The organism is Micromonospora sp. WMMD710 (assembly GCF_029626045.1).
Classification (GTDB): Bacteria; Actinomycetota; Actinomycetes; order Mycobacteriales; family Micromonosporaceae; genus Micromonospora.
In genome coordinates, this window is sequence record NZ_JARUBD010000001.1 from 376,251 (window position 1) to 400,465 (window position 24,215).

Consider the following 24,215-nt stretch of genomic DNA (forward strand, 5'->3'; position numbering starts at 1 on the left):
GACACCGCCGCCGAAGTTGATCACCTATGATCCCCGCCATGCCCGCCCACTTCCCGGCCCTCTCCTTCGACGCCGGTGTCGCGTACCCCGAGGTCAACGACCTGCGTAAGGCGCTCGACGCCGCCGACTGGCCCGCCGTCCGGGCGGTGTTCGCCGACCGCGACCCCGCCACCCGGACGCTGCTGGTCGGGGCCGCCGGCGACCAGGACGGGACCGAGCCGCTCCTGCGGCGGGCGTACGACGACGACCCGACCGACGCCCTCACCGGCACGCTGCTCGGCAACTGCCTCATCCGCACCGGCTGGCGGATCCGCAGTGCCGCCCGCGCCCAGTACGTGAGCCGTTCGCAGTTCGACCAGTTCCACGAGTACCTGCGTCGCGCCGAGCAGGTGCTCATCGACGTCACCGCCCGACACGAGGACGACCCGGCCGCCTGGACCCAGCGGATCACCCTCGCCCGAGGTCTGGAGCTGGGGCAGAACGAGGCCCGTCGCCGCTACGACCGGCTGGCCCGACATCACCCCCACCACCTGCCCGCGCAGGCGAGCCTGCTGCAACAGCTCTGCCCGAAGTGGAGCGGCGACTGGGACCGGATGTTCGGCTTCGCCCGCGAGTGCGCCCAGGCCGCGCCCGCCGGGGCACCCAACGCCGCACTGATCGCCGAGGCCCACCTGGAACGCTGGCTCGACGTCGACACCGAGCGGGAACGCGCGGCGTACCTGCGCAGCACCCCCGTCGTCGACGAGATCATGCAGGCCGGGCAGCGATCCGTGCTGCACCCGGACCACGTCGACCGGGGCGACTGGGTGTGGGTCCGTTCGACGTTCGCGCTGATGTTCAGCCTCACCGAACAGTGGACCGCGGCCGCGAGCCAGTTCACCGCCCTCGGCAACCTCGGCACCGAGTACCCGTGGACCTACGTCGACGGGGCTGAAGGCTTCACGCAGTACCGCGCGAAGGCGTACGCGAAGGGTGGCCAGTCATGATCCAGCACCTGGACGTGGACGGGGTGCCCACGCTGCTCGCCCCCACCGGCGGGCCGATGCACGCCGGGCTGACCTTCCGGGTCGGCACCGCCGACGAGACCCTCGGACGCGCCGGCATCACCCACCTCATCGAACACCTCGCGCTGGCACCGCTCGGGCTGGCCGACTACCACGTCAACGGCATGACCGCCCCCACCTTCACCATGTTCCACACCCAGGGCTCCGAGACGGACATCGCGGCGTTCCTCACCGCCGTCTGCGCGCACCTCTCCGACCTGCCGGCGGCGAGGCTGGACGTCGAGAAGGAGATCCTGCGCACCGAATGGAGCAGTCGGGGCGCCGCCGCCGCCGACGAGATCCCGCTGTGGCGGCACGGTGCCCGGGACTTCGGGTTGAGCAGCTACCCGGAGTGGGGGCTGGGCGCGCTCACCGTCGACGACCTGCGCGAGTGGACCGCCCGGTGGTTCACCCGGGAGAACGCCGTGCTCTGGATCACCGGTGACCGGGTGCCCGCCGGCCTGCGGCTCCCGCTGCCCGGCGGGGTGCGGCAGCCGATGCCGGTGGCCTCGTCGGCGCTGCCGCAGACGCCCGCGTACTTCGTCAGCGGCGCCCGCGCCGTGGTACTCGACTCGGTGGTACGACGCAGCACCGCCGCCAACATCTTCGCCGGGGTGCTGGAGCGCGAGCTGTACCGGTCGCTGCGCCAGGACGCCGGCCTGTCGTACACGACCACCACCGCGTACGAGCCGCGCGGCGACGGGTACGCCACCCTGCGGGCCCTCGCCGACGCGCTGGCGGAGAAGCAGGACGCCGTACTCGGCGGCTTCATCGACGTCCTCGCCAAGATGCGCGTCGGGCGGATCGAGCAGGCGGACCTCGACGCCACCATCGCCAAGCGGGAGGACCTCCTGGGCACCGCGGAGGTGGACGCCGCGCGGCTGCCGTCGTACGCCCTCAACGTGCTGACCGGGCAGCCGAACCTCACCATCGACGAGTACCGGGCCGAGTTGAAGGCCGTCAACCTCGCCGACCTGCACGAGGTGGCCGAGGAGGTGACGGCGTCGGCGCTGCTGATGGTGCCGGGCGGCCACACCGCCGACTGGGCCGGCTTCGTCGCCGCACCCACCCACTCCACCGACACCGTCGACGGCACGACGTACCGCGCGAAGGAGGGTGCCGGCGGGATCCGCATCGGCGCGGACGGGGTGACCTACCTGCGGGCGGAGGGGCCGCTGACCGTCCGCTACGACGACTGCTCCGCCATGCTCACCTGGCCCGACGGCGCGCGACAGCTCATCGGCGCGGACGCCATCGTGCTGCACATCGAACCGACCATGCTCGAGGTGCCGCCGGCGACAATCCAGAGCATCGACGCACGGGTGCCCGCCGACCGGCACGTCACCATGCCGGCCCGCACACCGGACCAGATCCCCCAGCCGAAGCCGATCGCCCGCGAGGCCGGCTCCGCCAGACGTTCCTGGTGGGAGATCCCGGTCATGGTGCTCAGCGGGCTGGGCACCCTGCTGATGGGCGGCCTCTGCCTGGTGCTGACCATCGGCACACTCGCCGCCGAAGAGAGCGACCCGGACGAAGCGTGGTTCTGGGGCGTCATCGCGGTCGGGTGGGTGCTCACTGTTATCCTCGCGGTGCCCATCGTGCTGCTGAAGCGACGACGGCAGTGATGAGGTGGGGCCGGATCGCTGCTGGCCCGTGATCCACCGGGCGGGTTAAGATCCGGCGCGGTGTCAGGGGCGGTAGCTCAGCAGGTTAGAGCAGTGGACTCATAATCCATCGGCCACGGGTTCGAGTCCCGTCCGCCCCACGCAACTTTCTGACCTGCCGTTTCTTCGCGACGTGTGTTCACCATGCGAACCATCGGCATGGTGTCTGGAGGAACGGTGGACGCCCCAGCGGATTTTGGTCATACTTGTGACCATGACGACGCTGCCGTTGGGGGAAGTGAAGACTCGGCTCTCTGAGCTGGTGGGGCGGGTGCACGACCACCACGAACGGGTGACCGTGACCGTGCATGGTCGGCCGTCCGCCGTGCTGGTGTCGGTGGAGGACTTGGAGCGTCTGGAGGAAACCGTCGCGGTTCTCGGGGATGCGGGCACCCTGCGGCGGCTGGCCGACTCCGACGCGGAACTGGCCCGAGGTGAAGAGGTCTCCACCGACCAGCTTGCGGAGACCATTCGTGCCCGTCGCGCCTCGGCCGCGTGAGCCCCCGGCTGCCGGAAGATCCGTACACGCTGCGCACCACGCCGACCGTCCGTCGAGCGCTCGCCGAGCGGTTGCCGGAGGCCGTAGCTGTCGCCGCGTACGAGTTCATGACCGGGCCGCTGGTGCGAGAGCCCTACCGGGTCGGGAAGCGTTTGTTGCCGCCGTTGTCGGATCGGTTCAGCGCCCGGCGAGGCACCTACCGGATCATCTACCGCATCGACGACGACACCCGCACCGTGACTGTTGTGGACATTGATCATCGAAGGGATGTGTACCGCTCCTGACGCCCCTGGCTCTCCGTGCCCGATGGCGTCGAGGCATTCAGTACGGTAGGTGCCGTGTCGATGAGTGTGGCTGACAAGGCTGCGGCCCTTGAGGCTGAGGTGGAGCAGTATCCGGACGAGCGAGGTGAGATCCTGCTCGAGGCTGCCGACGCATGGCGCCGGGCAGGGCGGTTCGACCGAGCAGCCGACCTGCTGAACAGGCTGATCACTGACGGCGGTGGGGACGGCTGCTACGCGATGGCGCAGCTCGCTGAGGTGCGATTCGAGCAGGGCGACGTCGATGAGGCGTATGTCGTGCTGGATGGCCTGGCTCGCAACGCGGCGATGGATGACGGTCACTGCACGTTGGTCGCCGAGTTGCTCGCCGAGCGAGGCGACCTGCATGGTGCGTTGCGCTGGTACGACCGGGCGGTGGCCCGCCTGTCGGCTGAGGAGTTGCAGGCGCTTCGCGGCCCGGATGGTTGGATGCAGATCTCCTCGGCGATGCTTCGCGGCCGTCGGGAGGTCCGTCGCCAGTTGGGCCTGGTGCCGGATGCCACCGATGAGTTGGCTCCGGCGGCGCCGCCACAGCGGCAGCGGCTTGTCAACGCGGATGGTGTGCGGGACGCCGTGGCCTCTGGACGAGTGCCACGACAGGTGCGGATGCTGATCTTTCAACGCCAGGAGCGGACCGAGGCGCGACGGCGGTGGCCGCAAGAGCTCGACATGACCGACGACGAGCACTATCAGGCTGTCGAGCGACGGTGGCGTGAGTTGGCGAACCGCGGTGTGCCAGCCATCCGGGTGGTGCCTGGAACTGTCGCCGATCTCTGTGAGTTCGCGGACCGGACCGGCGAGTCGCCTCTCGATCCAGCGCTCAAGGCCCGCTACAGCGAGACCCTTCCCGAGGAGCACACCATCGCGTGGCCGCCACCGCGGAACTCCCCATGCTGGTGTGGATCGACAGCTAAGTACAAGAAGTGTTGCGGGCGGACGGTCTGAGCGGCGTCCTCCGACGAGTCGCATGCGATAGTTCGTCACGACGCAGCCCTACCTGCCAGCGTTCCTGTTCGCGGCAGGGGTAACGGGGCACCGGCAATGGTTGCCGGTTGGTTCGCATGGTGGTACCTCCGGCCCACTCGAGACGGATATCCAAACGGAGGGGTGCAAGGCTGCGGAAGCGCAGGCACTGGGGATGTCGTGGCCGCGGCGTGGACCCTGCCGGCCACCCGACAGCTCCGGCGTCGTGTCCAGTGCGCGACGAACACAGCGAGGGTGCCCGGCCCCGGATCTAGCCTGATCCGGTGATGTCGACGGCTGGTACGGGCGTGCGCGTCAGGCTGCTCGGGCCGGTGGAGGTGGTCGTCACCGACACCCCGCAGGCGGTGAACGGCCTGCGCCGCAAGGCGGTGCTGGCGACGTTGGCGCTGCACGTGGGCCGGGTCGTGAGCGTCGACCAGCTCGTCGACGTGGTCTGGGGTGAACATCCACCGGCCACCGCCGCAAACACGCTGCAACGCCACATCTCGTACCTGCGCGCGTTGCTCGGCGAGCCCGGATCGATCGTGGCGCGCCAGCCCGGTTACGTGCTCGACACCGGGCCGGCATCCACCGACGTCCAGGCCGCCGAGCACCTCCTCGACCTGGCCCGGCGCACGGCGGACCGGACCGAGCGGGTGGCCCACCTGACGGCGGCGGTGGCACTGTGGCGTGGACCGCCGCTGGCCGACGTGGCCGGGTCCGCCTGGCTGGAGGAACAGGCGGACCACCTGGCACGCCTGCGGTTGGAGGCTGAACGGGCGCTCGCCGAGGCCCGGTTGTCCGTCGGCGAGCACGCCCGGCTCGTCCCCGGATTGGAACGGCTCGTCCGGCAGCAACCCTTCGACGAGCATCTGCACGCGCAACTGATGCTCGCCCTGTACCGCGACGGCCGACAGGGCGAAGCGGTCGCCACCTACCGGCGGCTGCGTGACGCCCTCCGTGACAACCTCGGCATCGACCCGAGCCCACGGCTGCGGGACCTGCAGAGCGCCATCCTGCGTCAGGACACCGCGATCGACGCGCCCGCCCCGGCCACGGCGGCACGGGTGGTGGCGGCACAGTTGCCTCCCGCCGTACCGACGTTCACCGGACGCGACGCGGAGCTGGCCGCCCTCGACGCGCTCGTGGACCGGGGCGGCGCCGTGGTGGTGTCGGGCACCGCGGGCGTCGGCAAGACCGCGCTCGCCGTGCACTGGGCGCACCGCGCGGCCGGCCGTTTTCCCGATGGGCAGCTCTACGTCAACCTGCGCGGCTTCGACCCGGCAGCCACCCCGACCGAACCGGCGCGAGCGCTGCACGGATTCCTGGAGGCGCTCGGTGTGCCGGCGGCACGGATGCCGAGCGACGAGGACCTGATGGTGAGCCTGTACCGCACGACGGTGGCGGGCAAGCGCCTCCTGGTGGTGCTGGACAACGCACGCGACGCGGAACAGGTCCGGCCGCTGCTGCCCGGCTCACCCGACTGCCTCGCGATCGTCACCAGCCGCGACCAGCTCGTCCCGCTGGTCGTCACCGAGAGCGCCCAACCGGTGATCCTCGATCTGCTGAGCCCCGGCGAGGCCCGCGACATGCTGGTCCGCCGGCTCGGGGCCCGGCAGGTCGCCGCCGAGCCCGCCGCGGCCGACGACATCGCCGACCGGTGTGCGCGGCTGCCCATCGCCCTGGCCATCGTCGCGGCCAGAGCCGCCACCAACCGGCACCTCCCGCTGGCGGCGGTCGCCGGTGAGCTGGGCAACCTGGACGCCTTCCACGGCGGCGACGAAGCCACCGACGTACGGGCGGTCCTCTCCTGGTCGTGCCGGACGCTCAGCCCACCCGCGCTGCGGCTGTTCCGGTTGCTGAGCCTGCATCCCGGCCCGGACGTCTCCACCCCGACCGTGGCCAGCCTGGCCGGCGTCCCGCCGCAGACGATCGGCCCCCTGCTCACCGAGCTGACCCGGGCGAACCTCCTCACCGAGCACGCGTACGGGCGCCACGCGTTCCACGACCTGCTGCGGGCGTACGCCGGCACCCTCGCCGACGAGGCGGAGTCACCGGCCGACCGCCGCGACGCCATCCACCGGCTGCTCGATCACTGCCTGCACACCGCGCACGCCGCCGACCTCGCACTGCACCCGCACTTCAGCGAGATCAGCCTCTCGCCATCACGGGCGGGTGTGACGCCGGAGCACCCCAGGAGCCGGTCGGCCGCCACGGCGTGGTTCACCGCCGAGATCCCCGTCCTGCTCGCCGCGGTACCGCTCGCGGCGCGGTCCGGGTTCGAGGGCCACGCCTGGCGGCTCGCCTGGACGATGGGCGGCTTCCTGCACCGGCAGGGGCACTGGCAGGACTGGCTCGGCACGCAACGCATCGCTCTCGCCGCCGCGTCCCGCATCGGGGATCGGGCCGGGCAGGGCCACGCCCACCGCAGCCTCGGTCTCGCCTGCTCCCGGCTCCGCCGCCACGACGAGGCCGACGACCACCTGCGGCGCGCGCTCGACCTGTTCACCGACGTCGGCGACGACGCCGGGCGGGCACACACCTACCTCAACCGTGGTCAGTTGGCCGAGCGTCAGGGGCGGTACCACGAGGCACTCGACCATTCCCGGCGGGCGCTGGCCCTGTTTCAGCGGACCGGCAACCGGGCCGGGCAGGGGTACACCCTCAACGCGGTCGGTTGGCAGGAAGCGCTGCTCGGCAACTACCACCGTGCCCTCGAGTCGTGCGGCGAGGCGCTGACGATGCTCCAGGAGGTGGACGACGTGCAGGGGCAGGCCGACACCTGGGACAGCCTCGGCCACGCCCATCACCAGCTCGGCGACGACCGGCGGGCGATCGCCTGCTACGAGCACGCGCTCGAACTCTTCACCCAGGTCAACGACCGCTACGCCGAGGCCAGCACGTACGTCAATCTCGGCGGCAGCCACCGGGCCCTCGCCGACCTCGGCGCCACCCGCGCGGCGTGGCGTCGTGCCCTGAGCATCCTCGACGACCTCGGCGACGCCGACGCCGACTCGATTCGCGCCGACCTCGCACAGCTCGACGCCACCAGGCTGCGCTGACGCTCCCCGCTTTCAGCGCGGTTTCCGGGCCGCTTCAGCGCACCCCGGCACTCTTCGGGCACCAGTTTCCTTCGAGGAATGGAGCGTTCGATGAGTCGCTTGGCACGCCGCCTCGCGGTGATCGGGGTGGTCAGCGGAACGGTGCTGGCCATGTCCTCCGCCGCCGTGGCCCAGACCGACAAACCGCCGACCAGAGGCACCGACTGTGTCGTCCAGTACGTCGACGACCGTGGTGAGGTCGTCCGCACCGGGACCGAGCCCGAGGGGCGGATGTACGGCCAGTTCCGTTGCGTCGGCGGGCAGTGGACGTTTGCCTGGGAGCCGTTCGGGGCGGACGACCTGATCGCGGCCGACGCGATCCGGATCGATCCGTCGGGCGCCGTCTCGGTGCGCCGATTCACCGGCCCCGCTCTCGGCAACGACCTCACGCTGGGCGAGATCGCCGCCATCGCCCGGGCCGTCACCGGCAGCCCGGCGGTGACGATCGACCGCGCGATCGTGGCGGTCGACGACGGCAAGGAGCGGACCCCGGAGCAGGTCGAGGCACTGCTGGCCGGCAAGGACGACACCGGCGTACGCGTGCTGGACATCATCGAGAAGCCGAATGCCGCCATGTCGACGAAGGACGTCATCGACGAGGCCGGCGGGCTGCCCGAGACGACGGTCGTCTACTTCAGTCTCTGGGGCGCGATCAAGTCGGTGTTCGCCTGGATCGTGGACACGATCAGCGACGTCGGTGAATGGATCGACGACCACTGCGACTGGGGGTCCCCGAACAACGTGGGCGACATCGTCACGTGCCGCTGGTAGCCCGTCCGACCCCGCCGACACCCGATCATCGAAATGAGGACAGCATGACAGCTCTGCGGGACATCACCAGGCGCGTCACCATCGTCACCGCGGCACTGATCGTCGGGCTGACCGCTTCGTACGCGCCGTCCCAGGCCGCCGAGGATCAGGCCCGGACGACGATCACCGACCAGCCCGCCGCTCCGGGGATCATGCTCCACCAGTTCGAGGACCTGACCGGCCGGCCCGTCGGCGATCTGGACACGGTGCTGGCGGTCGACACCGGTGGCCGGAACCTCACCGTCGACCAGCTCGACGCGCTCGTCGCCGGCAGAGAGGTCGACGGCGTCACGGTCCTGGGCGCGATGTCCGGCGGCCGGGACATCCTCAACACGACCATGGCCGACCTCGCCGACGGCGTGTACGACGGCAGGGGTGACACCCCGACGTCCTCCCTGCTCTTCGCCTCGTCCACGCCGGACGGCCGGGAGTGGTGCCTGACCATGTGCATGGCCTCGGGCAAGTCCTTCTGGGAATGCGTCCTGTCGCGTCGCGGCGACCAGACTCTCACCCTGGACCTCGGCGGCGGCACCACGATCGGCGGGATGAAGGCGGCCTTCGAGAAGGCCAACAACGCCGCCGCAGAGGGGCCGCACGCGGTGGAGACGTTGACCGGTGACGGCGAGCCCGCGGCGGAGGACATCGAGACGCTCCTCGACGGCGGGGAGGTCGACTCGCTGCGCCGGGTGGCGACAGTGGAGGGACCGGACCCCGAATGGGCGCTGGGCGACGTCGCCGAAAAGTCGGGCGTCCCCTATCTGAAGACGAGGATCCACATCTTCACCCTCGGGCTTCCCATCCTCGGGAAGATCGTCGTGGTCTGCGTCTCGCACAACGACGGAAAGACCTGGAAGTGCGCGGCCAAGCCGTGGGGCGGGTTCTAGCCGGTAGGCCGACGATCCCGCTCCGCGTCGACCTTCCGGGTCACGAACCAGCGATCGGAGATACTGGCTCGGCGGCGGAGCGTCCGCGCCGCCGCCGAGTCAGCACCAGGGCGGCGACCAGCAGAGGTATGGCGAGCGTGGCGTACAACCATGGTGGCGCGGCGAAGAGGGACGGCCGTGGCTCCGGACCGCCGAACGCGGCCCGTTTCAGCAGGTCGCCGGGCACCTCGAAATGGCTGACTCCGGCCGGGGCGGTCAGCAGCACGCGCTCCGGGCCGCGAGTGGAGACCGCCGCGAGGTCGGTGCGCCGCTTGTCATGGTTGGCCTCCGGCGACTGCCGCTCCACGACCGGGTCGCCGTCCTGCCAACCGACCAGCTCCACCGCCGAGCCCGGGACGGGGATCACGTCGCCGACCGGACTACCGGTGACGGCGTCGAGGAACTCGAGGTGCCAGGAGCGCCGCAGCATCTCGCCAGTGTCCGCGCACTGGCGGGTTGCGCAGCCGTCGAAGGCGAGCAGAGCGATCCTTCGACCGTCAGGGCTCCACGCACCCCGGCCGGCCAGCAGCCGTCGGTCACCCAGGTCGACCTGCCAGCGCACGCCACTGTCGAGGCCGGCCACCACCAGCCGCTCCCGCTCGCCGACCTCAGCAGCCGGATCCGCCGGGCCCACGACGGCGAACAGTCTGCCGTCCGGGGACCAGGCAGCCGCGCGGTGACTGGCGAAGGTGCCGACCGGCAGCACCCGCTCGGCCCCGGTCCGTGGGTTGAGGGTGAGCAGCTCGTCCGGCTTCGACGGATCGTTGAGCTGCTGATTGTCCGGCCCGTAAGTGATCACGTCATCGTCGTTGCTTCTGCTGGCGAGAACCATCTTCCCGTCCGGTGACCAGGCCAGCGTGTGTAGACCCGGCCGGTGCGTGCGCCGTGCCTCGCCGCTGCGGAGGTCGACGAGGCTCCCGATGCCGGGGCGCAGGTACCACTGACCGTCGGGCGAGAGCAGCCCGGGCGGCTCGCCCATGCTGATCGGCAGCAAGCGGTAGCCGCCGCCCCGGCCGACCACGACCCCGGTCGACTCGAAGTAGCGGGTGCGCGCGGTGAAGAAGAGCACCGAGGCCGGACCAACCGGGTGCTGGCCCACCGTCGCCTGCCACAGCCACGGATTTCGCACCCGGCTCGGGACGATCTGGGCGGGCGCCGCGTCGCGCTGGGCGGCGAGCCATCCGGGTGTCTGCGCGGCGATGACGACGAAGACCGCCGCGACGATGAAGGCCGCGACGACCGGCGCTCGGCGCGTGGACATCGCATTTATTGAACCAGACCGGGACGAACGCCGCCGCCCCAGCAGGCGGACATCTGCCGGCTGACGCCACCGGTCACCATGGCGGCATGGGTAGATGGGAACGCCCGTACTCTCTCGACGCCGCGACCGGCCTTGCGATGCTGGGGCTGGTCGGGGTGGCCTGTGCCGTCCCGTTATTTCGCGGTACCTGGCTGGTTACCCGTGGGTGGGGATGCGCAGTGGCCGGCGTGACTTTCGCACTGGCGCGTCGGGTGTACGAAGCCTCCTCGCCGGCATCGGGGTAGCGCAGGCTGTACCGGTAGAGGGCAGCAGGGGGGATCGCCCCCGTTTCGGACTTCTTGCACCGTTGATGGTGTCCGACGTTCCCGATACCGAGGAGCCATCATGCCCATGATTTCGAGCGATTCCACCCGCCGCCGGCTCGTACGGCTGGCCGCCGGCACGTTGGCCGCCGTCGCCGTCGGCGCCGCGTTGACCGGCCCCTCGGCGTTCGCCGACGCCGACGCCGGCCCGTCCGGCACCCCGCGTGACGCCGTCCAGCGGCGACTGGACCGTCTGGTCAGCGAGGACGGCTTCCCCGGCGCGCTCGCCTCCGTTCGGGGGACCAACGGGCGGGTCCGCGACTACACCGCCGGCCCGGTTCCCCGGAACGGCCAGGTCCGCATCGGCAGCAACACCAAGACCTTCACCGCGGTGGTCGTCCTGCAACTGGTGGGCGAGGGCCGCATCGACCTGGACGCCACTGTCGAGCACTACCTGCCCGGCGTCGTGCGTGACAACGGCAACGACGGCAGGAAGATCACGGTACGACAGCTCCTGCAGCAGACGAGCGGCCTGCCCGACTACGACGACGTGCTGTTCACCGAGCCGCAGGATCTCGTCGACAAGACCCACTCGTACTACCAGCCGCGCCGCCTGGTGGACGCCGCACTCACGACTGCCCCGCACTTCGCGCCCGGGGCGAAGTGGGAGTACAGCAACACCAACTACATCCTCGCCGGGCTCATCGTCGAGCAGGTCACCGAACGCCCGATCGGAGAAGAGATCACCAACCGCATCATCACACCGCTCGGACTGCGCGACACCTACTGGCCGGGCGTCGGGGAACAGCGCCTGCGGGGCACCCATCCGCGCGGCCACGTCCGGGTGGCTCCGGACGCCCCGTGGGTGGACGTCACCGACATGGACCCGTCCCTGGGCTGGTCCGCCGGCCAACTGGTCTCGACCCCGGACGAACTGCGGACCTTCTTCGAGGCGCTCGTGGGCGGCAGGCTGCTCAAGCCGGCGCAGCAGGCGGCCATGATGGCGACCGTGCCCGCGCCCGGCTTCGAACCGACCGGCGAGTACGCGTACGGGCTGGGCATCGCCCGGCACGCGTTGCCCTGCGGCGGCGACGCCTGGGGTCACGGCGGCGACATCCAGGGCTTCGAGACCCGCAACCTCGCCACCCGGGACGGCCGGAGCGCCGTCGTGGCCGTGACCGGCCTACCGACCAGCGAGCAGATGCTGAGCGAGGTGAACAAGAGCGTCGACACGGCGCTGTGCGGCACCGACCAGTAAACCTGGCCGAGCGTTGGCTCGGGGAGCTGACCAACAAGAGAGCGCAAGGTGCCCGCTCACGCAGTGACATCCGGCGACTGGATCGAGGCCTGGAGACGTTTCCGTCCAGTGAGCGATGGAGTTCGGACGTGTCCGTGCACCCCTTGAGGGACTTCCGAGCCGTAAGACGGGCGGTCGGGGCAGCCCGTGAGGGGTGGTGCATTCTCCGGCCATTCGAGCCAGCTCACGGATGCCCGGCTAGGCGGTTACCGCCCGGGGTGGCTGAATTCCCGCCAGGGCGAGGGTCAGCAGCCGCTCCGCCTTGGCCGCGTCGGCCGGCTGCGCGGCGAGCGAGATCGCGTTGGCGAGGGTCAGCACGTCCGCCATCGTGACGTCCGAGCGTACGGAGCCCTGGTCCGTGGCTCGGCGCAGCAGCTTCTCGCCTGCCGCGGTGAGCGTCGCGCCGCAGGTCCCGTCCTCCTCGGGTGGCGCGTTCAGCAGCGTCACCGCCAGGCCGCGGGTCGTCGTGGCGTACGCGGTGACCTCGTGCAACCAGGTGGTGAACGCGGCGAGCGCGTCCGGTTCGGCCAGTAGGTCGTCGGCGCGGGCGGCCAGGTTGCGGACGCAGGTGCGGAAGACGGCCTGGAGCAGGGACCAGCGGGACGGGAAGTGTCGGTGCAGGGTCGCCGAACCCACGCCGGCGGATCGGGCGATCTCCTCCAGCGACGCGTAGGCGCCCTCGCGGGCGATCGCCGCGGAGGCCGCCGTGACGATGAGGTCGTAGTTGCGTTGTGCGTCCGCTCTCATGGCCCGCCGTTGCCAAAGTGGGGTGGTCCCCCATATCGTAACCGACGAGAAGTGGGGGGATGCCCCACTTATTGTCGGAGGCGAACATGGCTGTCCTTGTCATCGGTGCGACGGGCAAGCAGGGCGGGGCGACGGCCCGCGCGCTGCTCGATCGTGGGGTCGCGATCCGTGCCCTGGTCCGCGATCCCAACGCCGACAACGCCCAGGCTCTGCTCAAGCGGGGCGCCGAGCTGGTCACGGGTGACCTGGACGATGCGGCGTCGCTGCTCGCCGCGGCCGAGGGGATGGACGGCGTCTTCTCCATCCCGTACCCCGACGTGACGAACATGCAGGGCGACGCCGAGTTGACCCGCGGCCGCAACGTGGTCGAGGCCGCACGCCGGGCCGGTGTGTCGCACGTGGTGCACAGCAGTGTCTCCGGTGCCGGTGACTTCCACCGCAGCCAGCCGGGCTGGGCCGAAGGGCGCTGGGACCGGCACTACTGGGAGAGCAAGGCATCCATCGACGAGATGGTGCGCACCGGCGGCTTCGCGCACTGGACCGTGCTGTTGCCCTCGACCTTCATGGAGAACCTCGTCGGCTGGTCCTACCTCTTCGGCGACTGGTCCAGCGGCACCATCATCACCGGCTTCGCCGCCGACACGCGGCTGCCCTGGATCGCCGTCGACGACATCGGCGAAGCCGCGGCGATCGCGTTCACCGACCCGGAAAGGTTCGGCGGCCTCGACGTCGAACTCGCCGGCGACCTGCTCACCATGACCGAGGTCGCGGCGATCCTCACCGAGGTCACCGGCCGGGAAATCGCCGCGCCCGTGCTCACCCCGCAGGAGGCGGTCGAGCGCGGCCTGCTCCCGGCCATGGTCAACGCGGTCGAGCGGATCAACGAGAACGGCAGCCCGGCCCGTCCGGAGATCGCCCGGTCGCTCGGCCTGCCCACCACCGACTTCCGTACCTGGGCACGGCGCACCTTCTCCTGACCTCACGGCTCACGACATCGTCGTGAGCCTCTCCGACCGGGTCGCGATGATGCGGTGGCGGCGTACCGGGTACGGGATCGGGTGCGAGATGCTCCAGGCGGCGCCCTTGCACACGATCTCCTTGTAGCGGGCCGCCAGCCGGCCCGTGAGCAGGGACGGCCTGGCCCGGTCGTCGGCGGTGACGTACTGGATGATGCCGTCGCGGCGGCCGAGGCTGATGCACTGGTTGAAGTAGCGCAACGGCGCCTTCGGGATCTTCTTCCGGCCGGTGAGGCGCGTGGCGATCGCGTCGGCGGCCTGCCAGGCCATCGGGGTGCCCGAGGCGCAGGACATGCGCAGCGGCTTGCCACCCGGCCCGGCGGCCAGTCCGGCGTCGCCCACCGCGTACACCTCGGGGTGGGAGACGGAGCGCATCGTGGCGTCGACGATGATCTGGCCGGTCGCCGCGACCGCGAGGGTCGTGGCGGCGGCGATGGGGTGGACGGCGAAGCCGGCCGTCCACACCGTCACGTCCGCCGGGAGCACCCGGCCGTCGGCGGTGACCGCACCGGTCGCCTCGACGCGGGCGATGTCGGTGTGCTCGTGGACGGTGATGCCGAGCCGGTCGCAGACACCGCGCAGGTGCCGCTGTGCCTTGTCGTTGAGCCAGTCGCCCAGGCCACCGTTGGCGGCGATCGAGACGTGGAGGTCCGGCCGGGCCTCCGCGATCTCGGTGACCGCCTCGATGCCGGTCAGGCCCCCGCCGACGACGAGGACGGTCCCACCGGCCGCGAGCCGGGCGAGGCGCTCGCGCAGCCGTAGCGCCGACGGCCGGCCGGCGACGTCGTACGCGTGCTCGGCGACACCGGGCACGCCGTGGTCCGCGGCGGCGCTGCCCAGGGCGTAGACCAGCGTGTCGTACGCGATCTCGTCGGCGCCGTGCCCGTCGGTCAGCGCGACGGTCCTGCGGTCGGCGTCGACGGCGGTGACCCTCGCCTGTCGAACCTCGACGCCGGTGCCCGCGTAGACATCGCTCAGCGCCCGATGCTTGAGGTCCTGCCCGGCGGCGAGTTGGTGCATGCGAACCCGCTCGACGAAGTCGGCCTCCGCGTTGACCACGGTGATCTCGGTGTCGTCGGGGTGCAGCCGCTTGGCGAGGCGTCCGGCCGCGATGGCTCCGGCGTAGCCGGCCCCGAGGACGACGATGCGGTGCTTCATGGTGGCACTCCTGTCTCGGTGGGTGGTCGCTTCCTGAACCGGACAGCGACGCGATCCCTGACAGGGGGCGGCTATGACCTGGGTCACCAGACGTGGAGCAGCGGCTCCCCGTGCTCGGACGCGGCCCACTGGCGGGTGGCGCGTTCGAGCTTGTCGGGGTTGACCTGGGTGTGGATGGCCGCGACGCCGTCGGACGTCACCTCCAGCGACATGACGCCGACGACCCGGTCGTCGATCACGACCACCACCGCCGGGCCGCCGTTGACGATCGCGGAGTGGAGGGCGGGGCTGCCGCCCACCAGGTCCCGCTTGACGCCGCTGGGCTTGAACAGGCCGCGCAGGAACTTCGCCACCGCCAGCGCACCGGAGATCGGCGTGGTCCGGGCCGGGATCTTGCCGCCGCCGTCGCCGACGCTCGTCACGCCGTCGGTCAGCAGCTCGATCAGCCGCTGGGTCTCGCCGCTGTTGGCCGCCGCGAGGAACTCCGCGACGATCTTGCGGGTGGCGGCCTCGTCGACCTCGGTGCGGGCCCGGTCGGTGGCGACGTGCTGCCTGGCCCGCCGGTAGATCTGCTGGCAGTTCGACTCGGTGATGCCGAGGATCTCGGCGATCTCGCCGTGCGCGTAACCGAACGCCTCGCGCAGCACGTACACCACGCGCTCGTTGGCGGACAGCCGCTCCATCAGGGTGAGCACCGCCATCGAGACCGACTCCCGCTGCTCGACCGTGTCGACCGGGCCGAGCATCCGGTCCCCGGCGAGGACCGGCTCGGGCAGCCAGGTGCCCACATAGGTCACCCGCCGGGCCCGTGCCGAGGTGAGCTGGTTGAGGCACAGGTTGGTGAGCACCCTCGTCAGCCACGCCTCGGGCGTCTCGACGTGCTCCCGGTCGGCGGCCTGCCAGCGCAGGAACGTGTCCTGCACCGCGTCCTCCGCGTCGGTCGCCGAGCCCAGCAGGCGGTAGGCGATCGCCTCCAGGCGCCCCCGGGAGCGCTCGAACACCTCGACGTCGTTCGGAGTCAACGGCATGGCTCGACAGTATCCACGGATGTCCCGCCGTCTGTCGGCGAGTGGACATGGCGCAACGTGGCCAGCAGCGCTTGACCTCGCCGTAACGCGTGCTCTGGAGCCTTGGTGCACCCGTTCCCTACCGCACAGGAGTCGCGTTGCTCGTCAATTCGATACTGGCCGTCCTGACGGCTGCCGCCATGGGCACACCGCTGCCCGTCCCACCGGCCGCCGAGGCCGCGTCGGCGACCGGGTCGCCGTCGCGTACGGTCACGCTCATCACCGGTGAACGGGTCACCGTGACCGGCACGGCGGTGACCCGCGTGGAGGCCACCGCAGGGGTACGCGTCAGCACGTTCCACGGCGAGACGTACGCCTACCCGGACGCCGCTCTGCCGTACGTCGCGTCCGGTCTGCTCGACGCCGACCTGTTCAACGTGACCCGGCTGATCGCCGACGGCTACGACGACGCGCACGCCGACCGGCTGCCGTTGATCGTCGAGTACGCCCCGGGTGCCCGGACCCTTCCGAAGAGCGCCGCCGACGTACGTCCGCTGGACAGCATCGGCGGCGCGGCGATCACCGTGGCGCGTTCCCGGGAGTTCTGGTCCACGATCGCCGCCCCGGGCACCTCGATGCGGGGCGGTGTCTCGCGGATCTGGCTGGACGGCAAGGTGCGCGCCGCGCTGGCGGACAGCACCGCGCAGATCGGCGCCCCGAAGGTGTGGGCCGGCGGGGACACCGGCGCGGGCGTGGACGTCGCGGTGCTCGACACCGGCGTCGACCGGGAACACCCGGATCTGGTCGGCCGGATCGAGGAGGTGACCAGCTTCGTTCCCGGCGAGGAGGTGACCGACCGGCACGGACACGGCACCCACGTGGCGTCCACGATCGCCGGCACGGGCGCGGCGTCGGGCGGTGCCGAACGGGGTGTGGCGCCCGGCGCCGACCTGCACATCGGCAAGGTCCTCAACGACCAGGGCGCAGGTCAGGAATCCTGGGCCATCAGCGGCATGGAGTGGGCGGCCCGCACCGCTCACGCCAAGGTGGTCAACATGAGCCTCGGCGCTGCGCCCACCGACGGGACCGACCCGCTCAGCGCCGCCGTCGACCGGCTCAGCGCCGAAACCGGCACCCTGTTCGTGATCGCGGCCGGCAACAGCGGGCCGGACCTCGAGATGGTCGGCGCACCCGGCGCGGCGGCATCGGCGCTGACCGTGGGCGCGGTCGACGCGCAGGACCGGCTCACCGTCTTTTCCAGCCGAGGGCCACGCCACGGCGACAACGCGCCCAAACCCGACCTGACCGCACCGGGCGTCGACATCCTGGCCGCCCGCTCTCAGTACGCGGCCGAGGGCGAGGGCGCATACCAGACGATGAGCGGCACCTCGATGGCCTCGCCGCACGTGGCCGGCGCGGCGGCGCTGCTCGCCGCGGCGCACCCGGACTGGACCGGCGCGCGACTCAAGGACGCGCTGATGAGCACCAGCCGGCGGACGCCGCAGCACCCCCTCGACTGGGCCGGCAGCGGCCGCGTCGACGTGAACGCCGCCGTGCACGCCACGGTGCTAGCGACCGGCACCACCTTCGCCGGGCTACGCTGGCCGTACTCGCCGGGGCAGCGGGCCGAGCAGACGATCACGTACACGAACACCGCCAGCCGGGCCGTCACCCTGGACCTGACGGTGGACGGGGCGGCGTTCACGCTGCCGCGCCGGCAGGTCACCGTACCCGCGCGGGGCACCGCCACCGCGTCGGTCGTGACGCCGCTCGACCCGATGCCGGACGGCACGTACGCCATCGGTTCGGTGACCGCGACCGGGCCGGACGGCATCTCCGTGCGCACGGTGGTCGGCGTCAACCGGGAAGCCAAGCACGCGAACCTCACCGTGACCAGCACCGACCCGGACGGCAAGCCGCTGGGCGGCGTGCTGATCGCGAAGGACGTGCTGAACGACACCCCCCCGAGGTTCCTCGAGGTGGACGCCAGCGGGAAACTCACGGTGCGTCTCCCCGCGAGCACGTGGGCGATGTGGATGTACGCCGACGTGCCGGGCGCCAACGGACCGCACTCGTTGGGCCGGGCCGTGCTGGCCGCGCCCGAGGTCGTCCTCGACCGCGACCGTGAGGTGCTCCTGGACGGCCGCACGCTCGTCCAGGCCCGCGCGGTGACCCCGTCCCGGAGCAGCCTGGCGCAGCTGCGGGTCGACCTGTTCCGCTCGCACCCCGGCAGGTACCCGTTCGGCGACGACTACGTTGTGGGCCCGCAGTACGACAGCATCTGGGCGACGCCGACCGGGCGGAAGGTCACCCAGGGCGCCTTCACGTTCGGCACCCGCTGGAGTTCCACCGAGCCGATGCTGTCGCTCACCGCGGCCGGTGAACGCTTCGACGATCTGCTGCCGCAATCCGGCTCGCCGAAACTCCCCGAGGGCGTCTACCGGCAGGGCGCGGTGCTGATCCCGGCCGGGGGATCGTTCGCACCGGCCCGCGGCAAGGTGGCCGTCGTCCGGTACGTCGACGTTCCGACCGCGATCGCGCAGGCGGACGCCGCCCACCGGGCCGGCGCGACGATGCTCCTCATCGTCAACACCGGTCCGGGTCGACTGGACGCCTGGTGGGAGGTGGGTGACCCGAGTACGCCGCTGCCGGTCGCCGCCATCGCCCGCGACCCGGGGGAGCGCCTGCTGTCCCTGCTCGGACGGTCGACGGTCACCGTGGAGTCGCATCCGGAGCCGCGCTACGTCTACGACCTCAACCGGTGGCACACCGGCGCGATCCCCGCCGACCTCACCTGGCGACCGCGCGAACGCGACCTGGCCCGGGTGGAGCAGGACTTCCGCAGTCGCAGCGCGGGTACGGGTTATCTCACCCGCGGCGACGCCCACCCCGACCGGCCCGGCTCGGCTCTCCTCGGGCCGATCGTGCCCATCCCGGTGCAGGGCCGGCGCACCGACTGGGTGTCCAGCGGGGCGTGGCGTGAGCAGGCCGGCGCACCCGAAATGATGATCTTGTCGGACGCGCACTCGTATCCGATCGGCCACACCACGACCACCTCCTGGTTCGCGCCGATCGGTCGGCCCCGGCTCTTCGACGACGGCACGTTCCCGGCCCCGGCGCGGATCGGTGAACTCGTCGGCGTCTTCGGCATCCCCGCCTTCGGTGACGGCGACCCCCACCACCAGGGCATCCTGGCCGGGGGTGCGACCCAGACCATCGCGCTCCACGACGGCGGCACCGAACTCGGCAGGGCCGACGGGGACATCCTGGTCGCCGAGGTCGGTACGGCGGCGAAGTCCCTGCGGATGGTCGTGCAGACCGCCCACGACGGCAGCGTGACGCCGTACAGCACCCGCACGGACACCGAGTGGGCCTTCCGCTCCCCGGCACCGGACCTGGAGCACGTGGAGTCCGTTCCGCTCGACCTGGTGCAACTCGACTACCAGGTGGCGACCAGCCGGTCCGGTGTGGCGTCGCGGCATGCCCGGCTCGGGGTCACCGCGAGCCGGATCGACGGCAGGCCGCTGGGCTCGGCGACCCGCGTCGAGGTGTCCTACGACGACGGTCGCACGTGGCACAAGCTCGGCCGCTCCGGCACGCTCGACGCCCCGAGGTCGGCCCGGTTCGTCAGCGTCCGGGCGACCGCCACCGACGCCGCGAAGCACGGCTCCGTCACCCAGACGGTGATCCGCGCGTTCGGCGTCCGCTGAGATGGTCCCGGCCCGGCCCTCCGGCCGGGCCGGGATCAACCGCGGGCAGCGGCTACCGCGCTCATCACCTGATCAACGGACCGGCTCACCGTGGACGCGGATCGCCGGCTCGCCATCAGGCAACCCATCCGGTACGCCACGGAATCCGCGACCGTGCCGTCCCGCGAGCAGGCGTGTGCTCCGTCGGGACAGCGGCCGGTGGGTCGCGGCGGCCACGGCCGACAGACAGATCACGACGGCGGCGACGAGTGGTGGGCGGGCGCCGAGGTGGACGGCCGCGGAGCCGAGCGGAGTCGCCACCACGAGGGGCCCGAACATCGCGGTGTTGGCGGTCGCGGAGACCCGGCCCAGCAGCGGTGCCGGCGTGTGCGTCTGCACGGCGGTCACCGCGGCCACCAGGGTCCAGGGCAGGCCGACGCCGGCGAGGACCGCACCGCCGACCGTCACCGGCCACCACGGGAGGCAGCGCGCCAGGCAGCCGAGCGCGAACAGCACCGTCCCGCCCACGCCGACGCCGACGGAACCCCACCGGCCGATGAGCCGCCCGACGGCCAGGCCACCGACGATGGATCCGGCGCCCTGCGCGCTGGCCAGCACCCCGAGGAACGTCGTCGGCAGGTGCAGTTCCGAGACGACGGTCGCGTAGATCGCCGCGGTCGAAAACCCGGACATGGCGATCGACACGGCGGCGAGCGCGACCGGCACCCGGGTCAGGTGTGCTGCCCGGCCACGTTCGGCTCGCGCACCATGAACACGTCCACCGGGTCCTCGGCTTCGAGCGCGAAGCCATGCCGCTCGTACAGCCGTCGGGCCGCGCTGCCCTGCAACACGTTGAGCCGGACCAGCGTGCCAGCGCGGTCGCACCGCTCCAGCAGTTCGCGCAGCACGGCCGTGCCGACGCCGCTGCCCTGTAGGTGTGGTGCCAGGTAGAAGTGCTCCAGCCAGTGGGCGTCCGCGGCCGGCCGCAACGCCACGCAGCCGGCGAACGCGCCGTCCACCACAACAACCCGGGTGTACGCCGGGGTGAACCCGTCGCGCAGCCGCTGCCGCACCCGCTGTTCGTCGTACCGCCCCAGTCGTTGCAGGTCCGCCCGCAGCACCACGGCGCGTAGCTCCGCGACCGCCTCGCCGTCCGCCATCGAGGCGGGTCGAAGCTTCCAGTCCACCATGATCACCAAGCTACCGGGTCGTGCCACAGGCCGCCCTTTGGTGGGCAAGTCGGCAGCACTGTCGCGAACCGGACAAGACGGTAAAGCCCCTGGTGGAGCACTGTTGGGGCAGGGGAAGAGACGGACGGATGTCGGGCTACATCCCATTCCTCCGGCCCGGCGCGGACAGCATCGTCCGCGCCGGTGCCTCCCTCGCCCACCCCGCCCACCGCTACGGGCGCCCGCAGCGGTGTATCGCCCACCGGGACAAGGACGTCATTCACCGCCGGCAGTCAGGCGCCGCTTTCGCGCCCGCCGGTCTTTCGCCACCGAGGACTCCGCGTGGGGTCGGTGTCGCTTCCGTACGCCCGACCCACGGCGGGACCCGAACAGAGAGGGTCCGACATGGCCAGTCCCATCGCGACCGCAGCTCTCGACGCACCCGCGTACGAACCGGGTGAGCAGATGCTGCTGACGATCACCTACTCCGACGCCGACACCAAACCGTTGACCATCACCCTCGTGGTCGCCGACGCGCAGGGCAACAGCAGCGCGCCGGTCAAGGTCACCGCAATCATCGACCCACTCACCGTGACCGTCAGCGACGACTCCGGGCGTACCTGGAACCGGGTATCCGACAACGGCGCCGTCGCCGTCTACCGGGCGGTGGCGTGATGCCCCGCGTCACCGTCCAGGTCCGTGACGTCGCCGGACACACCGCGACCGCCACCGCCGACTACGAGCTGCGTCAGTCGGTGCTCGGCGGCTACTACCTCTCCGGGGGTGCCGACCCGAGCGCCGACATGGCCGGCGGGAACTTCCGCTCGCTCACCCAGTACCGCAGCTTCGCAGACGGATACATCTTCCCCGGCTACAACCGGCCGTGGCTGATCAACCTGGGCAAGGCCGGCGTGCAGATGAACATGGTCCTGGAGTTGAAGCACTACGGCGCTCCGAGCGGGCCGCAGACCTTCACCGTGGACGGCACCAGCTACACGGTGCCGGCGCCGTCGATGACCATCCAGCAGCGCCCCGGCACCACCTGGCCGAAGGCGTACGGATACAACCAGGTCGTCGACGGTCAGTGTGACGGCCTGTTCGCCCGTGCCCTGTCGCAGTACCGGACGCTCGGCTTCGGGGTGAACATCCAGATCGCCTCCGAGCTGGACACCGACCACGAGTTCGGCACCACCGAGGCCGGCAAGGCGTACACCTGGGAAGGGTCCGACTGGCGGGCGGTGCAGGCCATCAACTACATCCTCACCTGGTTCAAGGCCCGGACGTTGCCCGCCGGGACCACCTTCTCGGTCGGAGTCGGCGGCTTCGACCGGGCCTGTTTCCAGCGCACCCACCCGGAGTCGCTGATGTCCCGCCTGGACTTCCTCCAGTGGAACGTCTACGCCACCGACGCGAGCCACACGGCGTTGGGCCGCTTCCGGCGTACGAAGGACTGGGCAGTGGCCGACCTCGGCCCGGTGGCGCTGTCCCGTCGGGTGATCATCGCCGAGTGGGGGGTGCGCTCGGCCGAGATCCCGAACCAGTCGGGCTGGATCGCCACCGTCCCGGCGGCCATCGCGCAGCTCAACGCCGAGCGTGGGCCACGGATCACCCAGACCAACTACTTCAACTCCGGGTGGGGCACTCTCTCGCCCAAGGAGGCCGGGCTGGCCGCGTTGCACAGCGCGTACGGCACCCGACCGTTCATCTGAGGGATCCCGGCGGCCCCGGGTCACCGGGGCCGCCGGGCCGCGGGCTCACACCCCGCCGAGCCGTTCGGTGTACGTGTCGCGCAGCTCGCAGGGTGAGCCGGCACAGCCGATCCGCGACCTATGCTCGGGATCATGGAACTGCGGATCTTCACCGAACCCCAGCAGGGCGCCAGCTACGACCAGTTGCTCGCGGTGGCCCGGTGCGCCGAGGACGCCGGGTACGGAGCGTTCTTCCGCTCCGACCACTACCTCAGGATGGGCGACGCCAGCGGCGAACCCGGCCCCACCGACGCCTGGACCACGCTGGCCGGCCTGGCCCGCGACACCAGCCGGATCCGGCTCGGCACGCTGATGACCGCCGCCACCTTCCGGCTGCCCGGCCCTCTGGCGATCACCGTGGCGCAGGTCGACCAGATGAGCGGCGGCCGGGTCGAGCTGGGCATCGGCACCGGCTGGTACGCCGACGAGCACACCGCGTACGGCATCCCGTTCCCGGCGCTGGGTGAGCGGTTCGACCGCCTGGAGGAGCAGCTCGCCGTCATCACGGGACTCTGGTCCACGCCGGCGGGGGAGCGGTTCCAGTACGACGGCCGGTACTACCCGATCGTCGACTCGCCGGCCCTGCCCAAGCCGGTGCAGCAGCCCCGCCCGCCGATCCTGCTCGGCGGGATGGGTCCGAAGCGCACCCCTCGGCTGGCCGCCCGCTACGCCGACGAGTTCAACCTGCCGTTCGCGTCCGTGCCGGACACGGTCGCGCAGTTCGACCGGGTCCGCGCCGCGTGCACCGAGGTCGGGCGCGACCCGGCCGAGATGACCTGGTCCAACGCGCTGGTGCTCTGCTGCGGGCGCGACGACGCCGAGGTGGCCCGCCGGGCTGCCGCCATCGGGCGCGAACCGGACGAGCTGCGCGCCAACGGCCTCGCCGGTACGCCCGCCGAGGTGCTCGACACCATCGGCCGGTACGCGCAGGCCGGCAGCCAGCGCATCTACCTCCAGGTGCTGGACCTGTCCGACCTGGAGCACCTTGAGCTGGTGGCCAGCGAGGTGATGGCGAAGCTCTGAGACGGACCGGCCGGTCAGGCGCCCCGGTGGGCGCCGACCGCGCCCGGGTCGCCCAGCACGGTGTCGAGCCGGCCGTCGCGGTCACTGTCCACGTAGGTGATGTCCGGGACCCCGTCGCCGTCCACGTCGATCTGGACGATGTCGGCGACGCCGTCGCCGTCGAGATCGGTGACCACCTCCACCGAACCGTCCAGATGCCGGGTCACGATGGACTGTGCCCCGGCGGCGCGCGGCGGCGGCCCGGGCGACGGTGCCGGCGTCGGCGCCGGTGTGGGGCGGGGGCCGGGCGTGGGCGACGGATGGCTCGCCTCGGCCGGCGGCGCGCTGGCCTGCTCGATCCCGCTGCCGGTCGGGTCCAGCTCCTCCTCGGAGGGGAAGACGTCGCCCCGTGGGGCCGGATCGCGGTAGCTGCTCATGGGCGTAGGGTTCCCCGACGATGGCGAGAACAACCGTGCCCGATCGTCCGGTGTCCGTG

The 24,215-nt window shown here is 71.5% G+C and carries 20 protein-coding genes, 1 tRNA gene and 1 pseudogene; 15 read left to right on the forward strand and 7 right to left on the reverse strand.

Annotated elements, in window-relative coordinates; genetic code table 11:
- The first annotated feature begins 38 nt into the window (after positions 1-38).
- The 9 genes from O7620_RS01880 (at position 39) to O7620_RS01920 (ending at position 9,284) form a co-directional block, all read left to right on the forward strand.
- Positions 39-986 (forward strand): hypothetical protein, encoded by a 948-nt coding sequence (locus O7620_RS01880; protein WP_278121517.1) that lies wholly within the window; start codon positions 39-41, stop codon positions 984-986.
- Positions 983-2,668, forward strand: a complete 1,686-nt coding sequence (locus O7620_RS01885) for an insulinase family protein (protein WP_278121519.1) — start codon at positions 983-985, stop codon at positions 2,666-2,668. Before O7620_RS01880 ends, O7620_RS01885 begins: the two co-directional genes overlap by 4 nt.
- Positions 2,669-2,734: 66 nt before the next feature.
- A tRNA-Ile gene (locus O7620_RS01890) sits at positions 2,735-2,808 on the forward strand.
- Positions 2,809-2,921: 113 nt separating this feature from the next.
- Positions 2,922-3,206: a type II toxin-antitoxin system Phd/YefM family antitoxin gene (locus tag O7620_RS01895; RefSeq protein ID WP_278121521.1), complete on the forward strand. Its 285-nt coding sequence runs from the start codon at positions 2,922-2,924 to the stop codon at positions 3,204-3,206.
- Positions 3,203-3,490, forward strand: a complete 288-nt coding sequence (locus tag O7620_RS01900; RefSeq protein ID WP_278121522.1) for a type II toxin-antitoxin system RelE/ParE family toxin — start codon at positions 3,203-3,205, stop codon at positions 3,488-3,490. The genes O7620_RS01895 and O7620_RS01900 overlap by 4 nt, the downstream gene beginning before the upstream one ends.
- A gap of 60 nt (positions 3,491-3,550) precedes the next feature.
- Complete coding sequence (locus O7620_RS01905) at positions 3,551-4,471, forward strand: SEC-C metal-binding domain-containing protein (RefSeq protein WP_278126812.1); 921 nt, start codon at positions 3,551-3,553, stop codon at positions 4,469-4,471.
- Between the two features lie 305 nt (positions 4,472-4,776).
- Complete coding sequence (locus O7620_RS01910; protein WP_278126813.1) at positions 4,777-7,551, forward strand: BTAD domain-containing putative transcriptional regulator; 2,775 nt, start codon at positions 4,777-4,779, stop codon at positions 7,549-7,551.
- Between the two features lie 90 nt (positions 7,552-7,641).
- Positions 7,642-8,361, forward strand: a complete 720-nt coding sequence (locus tag O7620_RS01915; RefSeq protein ID WP_278121524.1) for a hypothetical protein — start codon at positions 7,642-7,644, stop codon at positions 8,359-8,361.
- A gap of 44 nt (positions 8,362-8,405) precedes the next feature.
- The gene (locus O7620_RS01920; RefSeq protein WP_278121526.1) at positions 8,406-9,284 is read left to right on the forward strand and encodes a hypothetical protein; all 879 of its coding nucleotides are present in this window, start codon (positions 8,406-8,408) and stop codon (positions 9,282-9,284) included.
- A 40-nt stretch (positions 9,285-9,324) separates the two neighbouring features.
- Here O7620_RS01920 and O7620_RS01925 read toward each other — a convergent pair whose 3' ends face one another.
- Entirely contained in the window at positions 9,325-10,584 is a 1,260-nt protein-coding gene (locus tag O7620_RS01925) for a hypothetical protein (RefSeq protein ID WP_278121528.1), read from the reverse strand.
- A gap of 384 nt (positions 10,585-10,968) precedes the next feature.
- Here O7620_RS01925 and O7620_RS01930 point away from each other — a divergent pair, with 384 nt between their 5' ends.
- Positions 10,969-12,144, forward strand: a complete 1,176-nt coding sequence (locus O7620_RS01930; protein WP_278121529.1) for a serine hydrolase domain-containing protein — start codon at positions 10,969-10,971, stop codon at positions 12,142-12,144.
- Positions 12,145-12,381: 237 nt separating this feature from the next.
- Here O7620_RS01930 and O7620_RS01935 read toward each other — a convergent pair whose 3' ends face one another.
- On the reverse strand, positions 12,382-12,930 hold the full coding sequence (locus O7620_RS01935) for a helix-turn-helix domain-containing protein (protein WP_278121530.1): 549 nt from the start codon (positions 12,928-12,930) through the stop codon (positions 12,382-12,384).
- An 86-nt stretch (positions 12,931-13,016) separates the two neighbouring features.
- Here O7620_RS01935 and O7620_RS01940 point away from each other — a divergent pair, with 86 nt between their 5' ends.
- Positions 13,017-13,907 (forward strand): NmrA family NAD(P)-binding protein, encoded by an 891-nt coding sequence (locus O7620_RS01940; RefSeq protein WP_278121532.1) that lies wholly within the window; start codon positions 13,017-13,019, stop codon positions 13,905-13,907.
- 9 nt (positions 13,908-13,916) lie between these two features.
- Here O7620_RS01940 and O7620_RS01945 read toward each other — a convergent pair whose 3' ends face one another.
- Both O7620_RS01945 and O7620_RS01950 read right to left on the reverse strand, forming a co-directional pair.
- Positions 13,917-15,104 (reverse strand): FAD-dependent oxidoreductase, encoded by a 1,188-nt coding sequence (locus O7620_RS01945; RefSeq protein ID WP_278121534.1) that lies wholly within the window; start codon positions 15,102-15,104, stop codon positions 13,917-13,919.
- 83 nt (positions 15,105-15,187) lie between these two features.
- Positions 15,188-16,132 carry an RNA polymerase sigma-70 factor gene (locus tag O7620_RS01950; protein ID WP_278121536.1) on the reverse strand — a complete coding sequence of 315 codons (945 nt, stop codon included), beginning with the start codon at positions 16,130-16,132 and terminating at the stop codon, positions 15,188-15,190.
- 179 nt (positions 16,133-16,311) lie between these two features.
- On the opposite strand from O7620_RS01950, the gene O7620_RS01955 reads away from it, so the two are divergent.
- The gene (locus O7620_RS01955) at positions 16,312-19,821 is read left to right on the forward strand and encodes a S8 family serine peptidase (RefSeq protein ID WP_278121538.1); all 3,510 of its coding nucleotides are present in this window, start codon (positions 16,312-16,314) and stop codon (positions 19,819-19,821) included.
- 72 nt (positions 19,822-19,893) lie between these two features.
- Here the strand turns inward: O7620_RS01955 and O7620_RS01960 are convergent.
- Both O7620_RS01960 and O7620_RS01965 read right to left on the reverse strand, forming a co-directional pair.
- Positions 19,894-20,529: pseudogene (locus O7620_RS01960) on the reverse strand (MFS transporter); the annotation flags it as partial.
- A gap of 2 nt (positions 20,530-20,531) precedes the next feature.
- A complete protein-coding gene (locus O7620_RS01965; protein ID WP_278121540.1) occupies positions 20,532-20,990 on the reverse strand; it encodes a GNAT family N-acetyltransferase in 459 nt (152 codons plus the stop codon).
- A 384-nt stretch (positions 20,991-21,374) separates the two neighbouring features.
- Between O7620_RS01965 and O7620_RS01970 the strand changes: the two genes are divergently transcribed.
- The 3 genes from O7620_RS01970 (at position 21,375) to O7620_RS01980 (ending at position 23,740) form a co-directional block, all read left to right on the forward strand.
- Entirely contained in the window at positions 21,375-21,644 is a 270-nt protein-coding gene (locus O7620_RS01970) for a hypothetical protein (protein ID WP_278121542.1), read from the forward strand.
- Positions 21,644-22,678 carry a hypothetical protein gene (locus tag O7620_RS01975; RefSeq protein ID WP_151488340.1) on the forward strand — a complete coding sequence of 345 codons (1,035 nt, stop codon included), beginning with the start codon at positions 21,644-21,646 and terminating at the stop codon, positions 22,676-22,678. The genes O7620_RS01970 and O7620_RS01975 overlap by 1 nt, the downstream gene beginning before the upstream one ends.
- Before the next feature lie 132 nt (positions 22,679-22,810).
- Positions 22,811-23,740: an LLM class F420-dependent oxidoreductase gene (locus O7620_RS01980; protein ID WP_278121545.1), complete on the forward strand. Its 930-nt coding sequence runs from the start codon at positions 22,811-22,813 to the stop codon at positions 23,738-23,740.
- A 14-nt stretch (positions 23,741-23,754) separates the two neighbouring features.
- Here the strand turns inward: O7620_RS01980 and O7620_RS01985 are convergent, their stop codons facing one another.
- A complete protein-coding gene (locus tag O7620_RS01985; protein ID WP_278121547.1) occupies positions 23,755-24,156 on the reverse strand; it encodes a hypothetical protein in 402 nt (133 codons plus the stop codon).
- Positions 24,157-24,215: the final 59 nt, after the last annotated feature.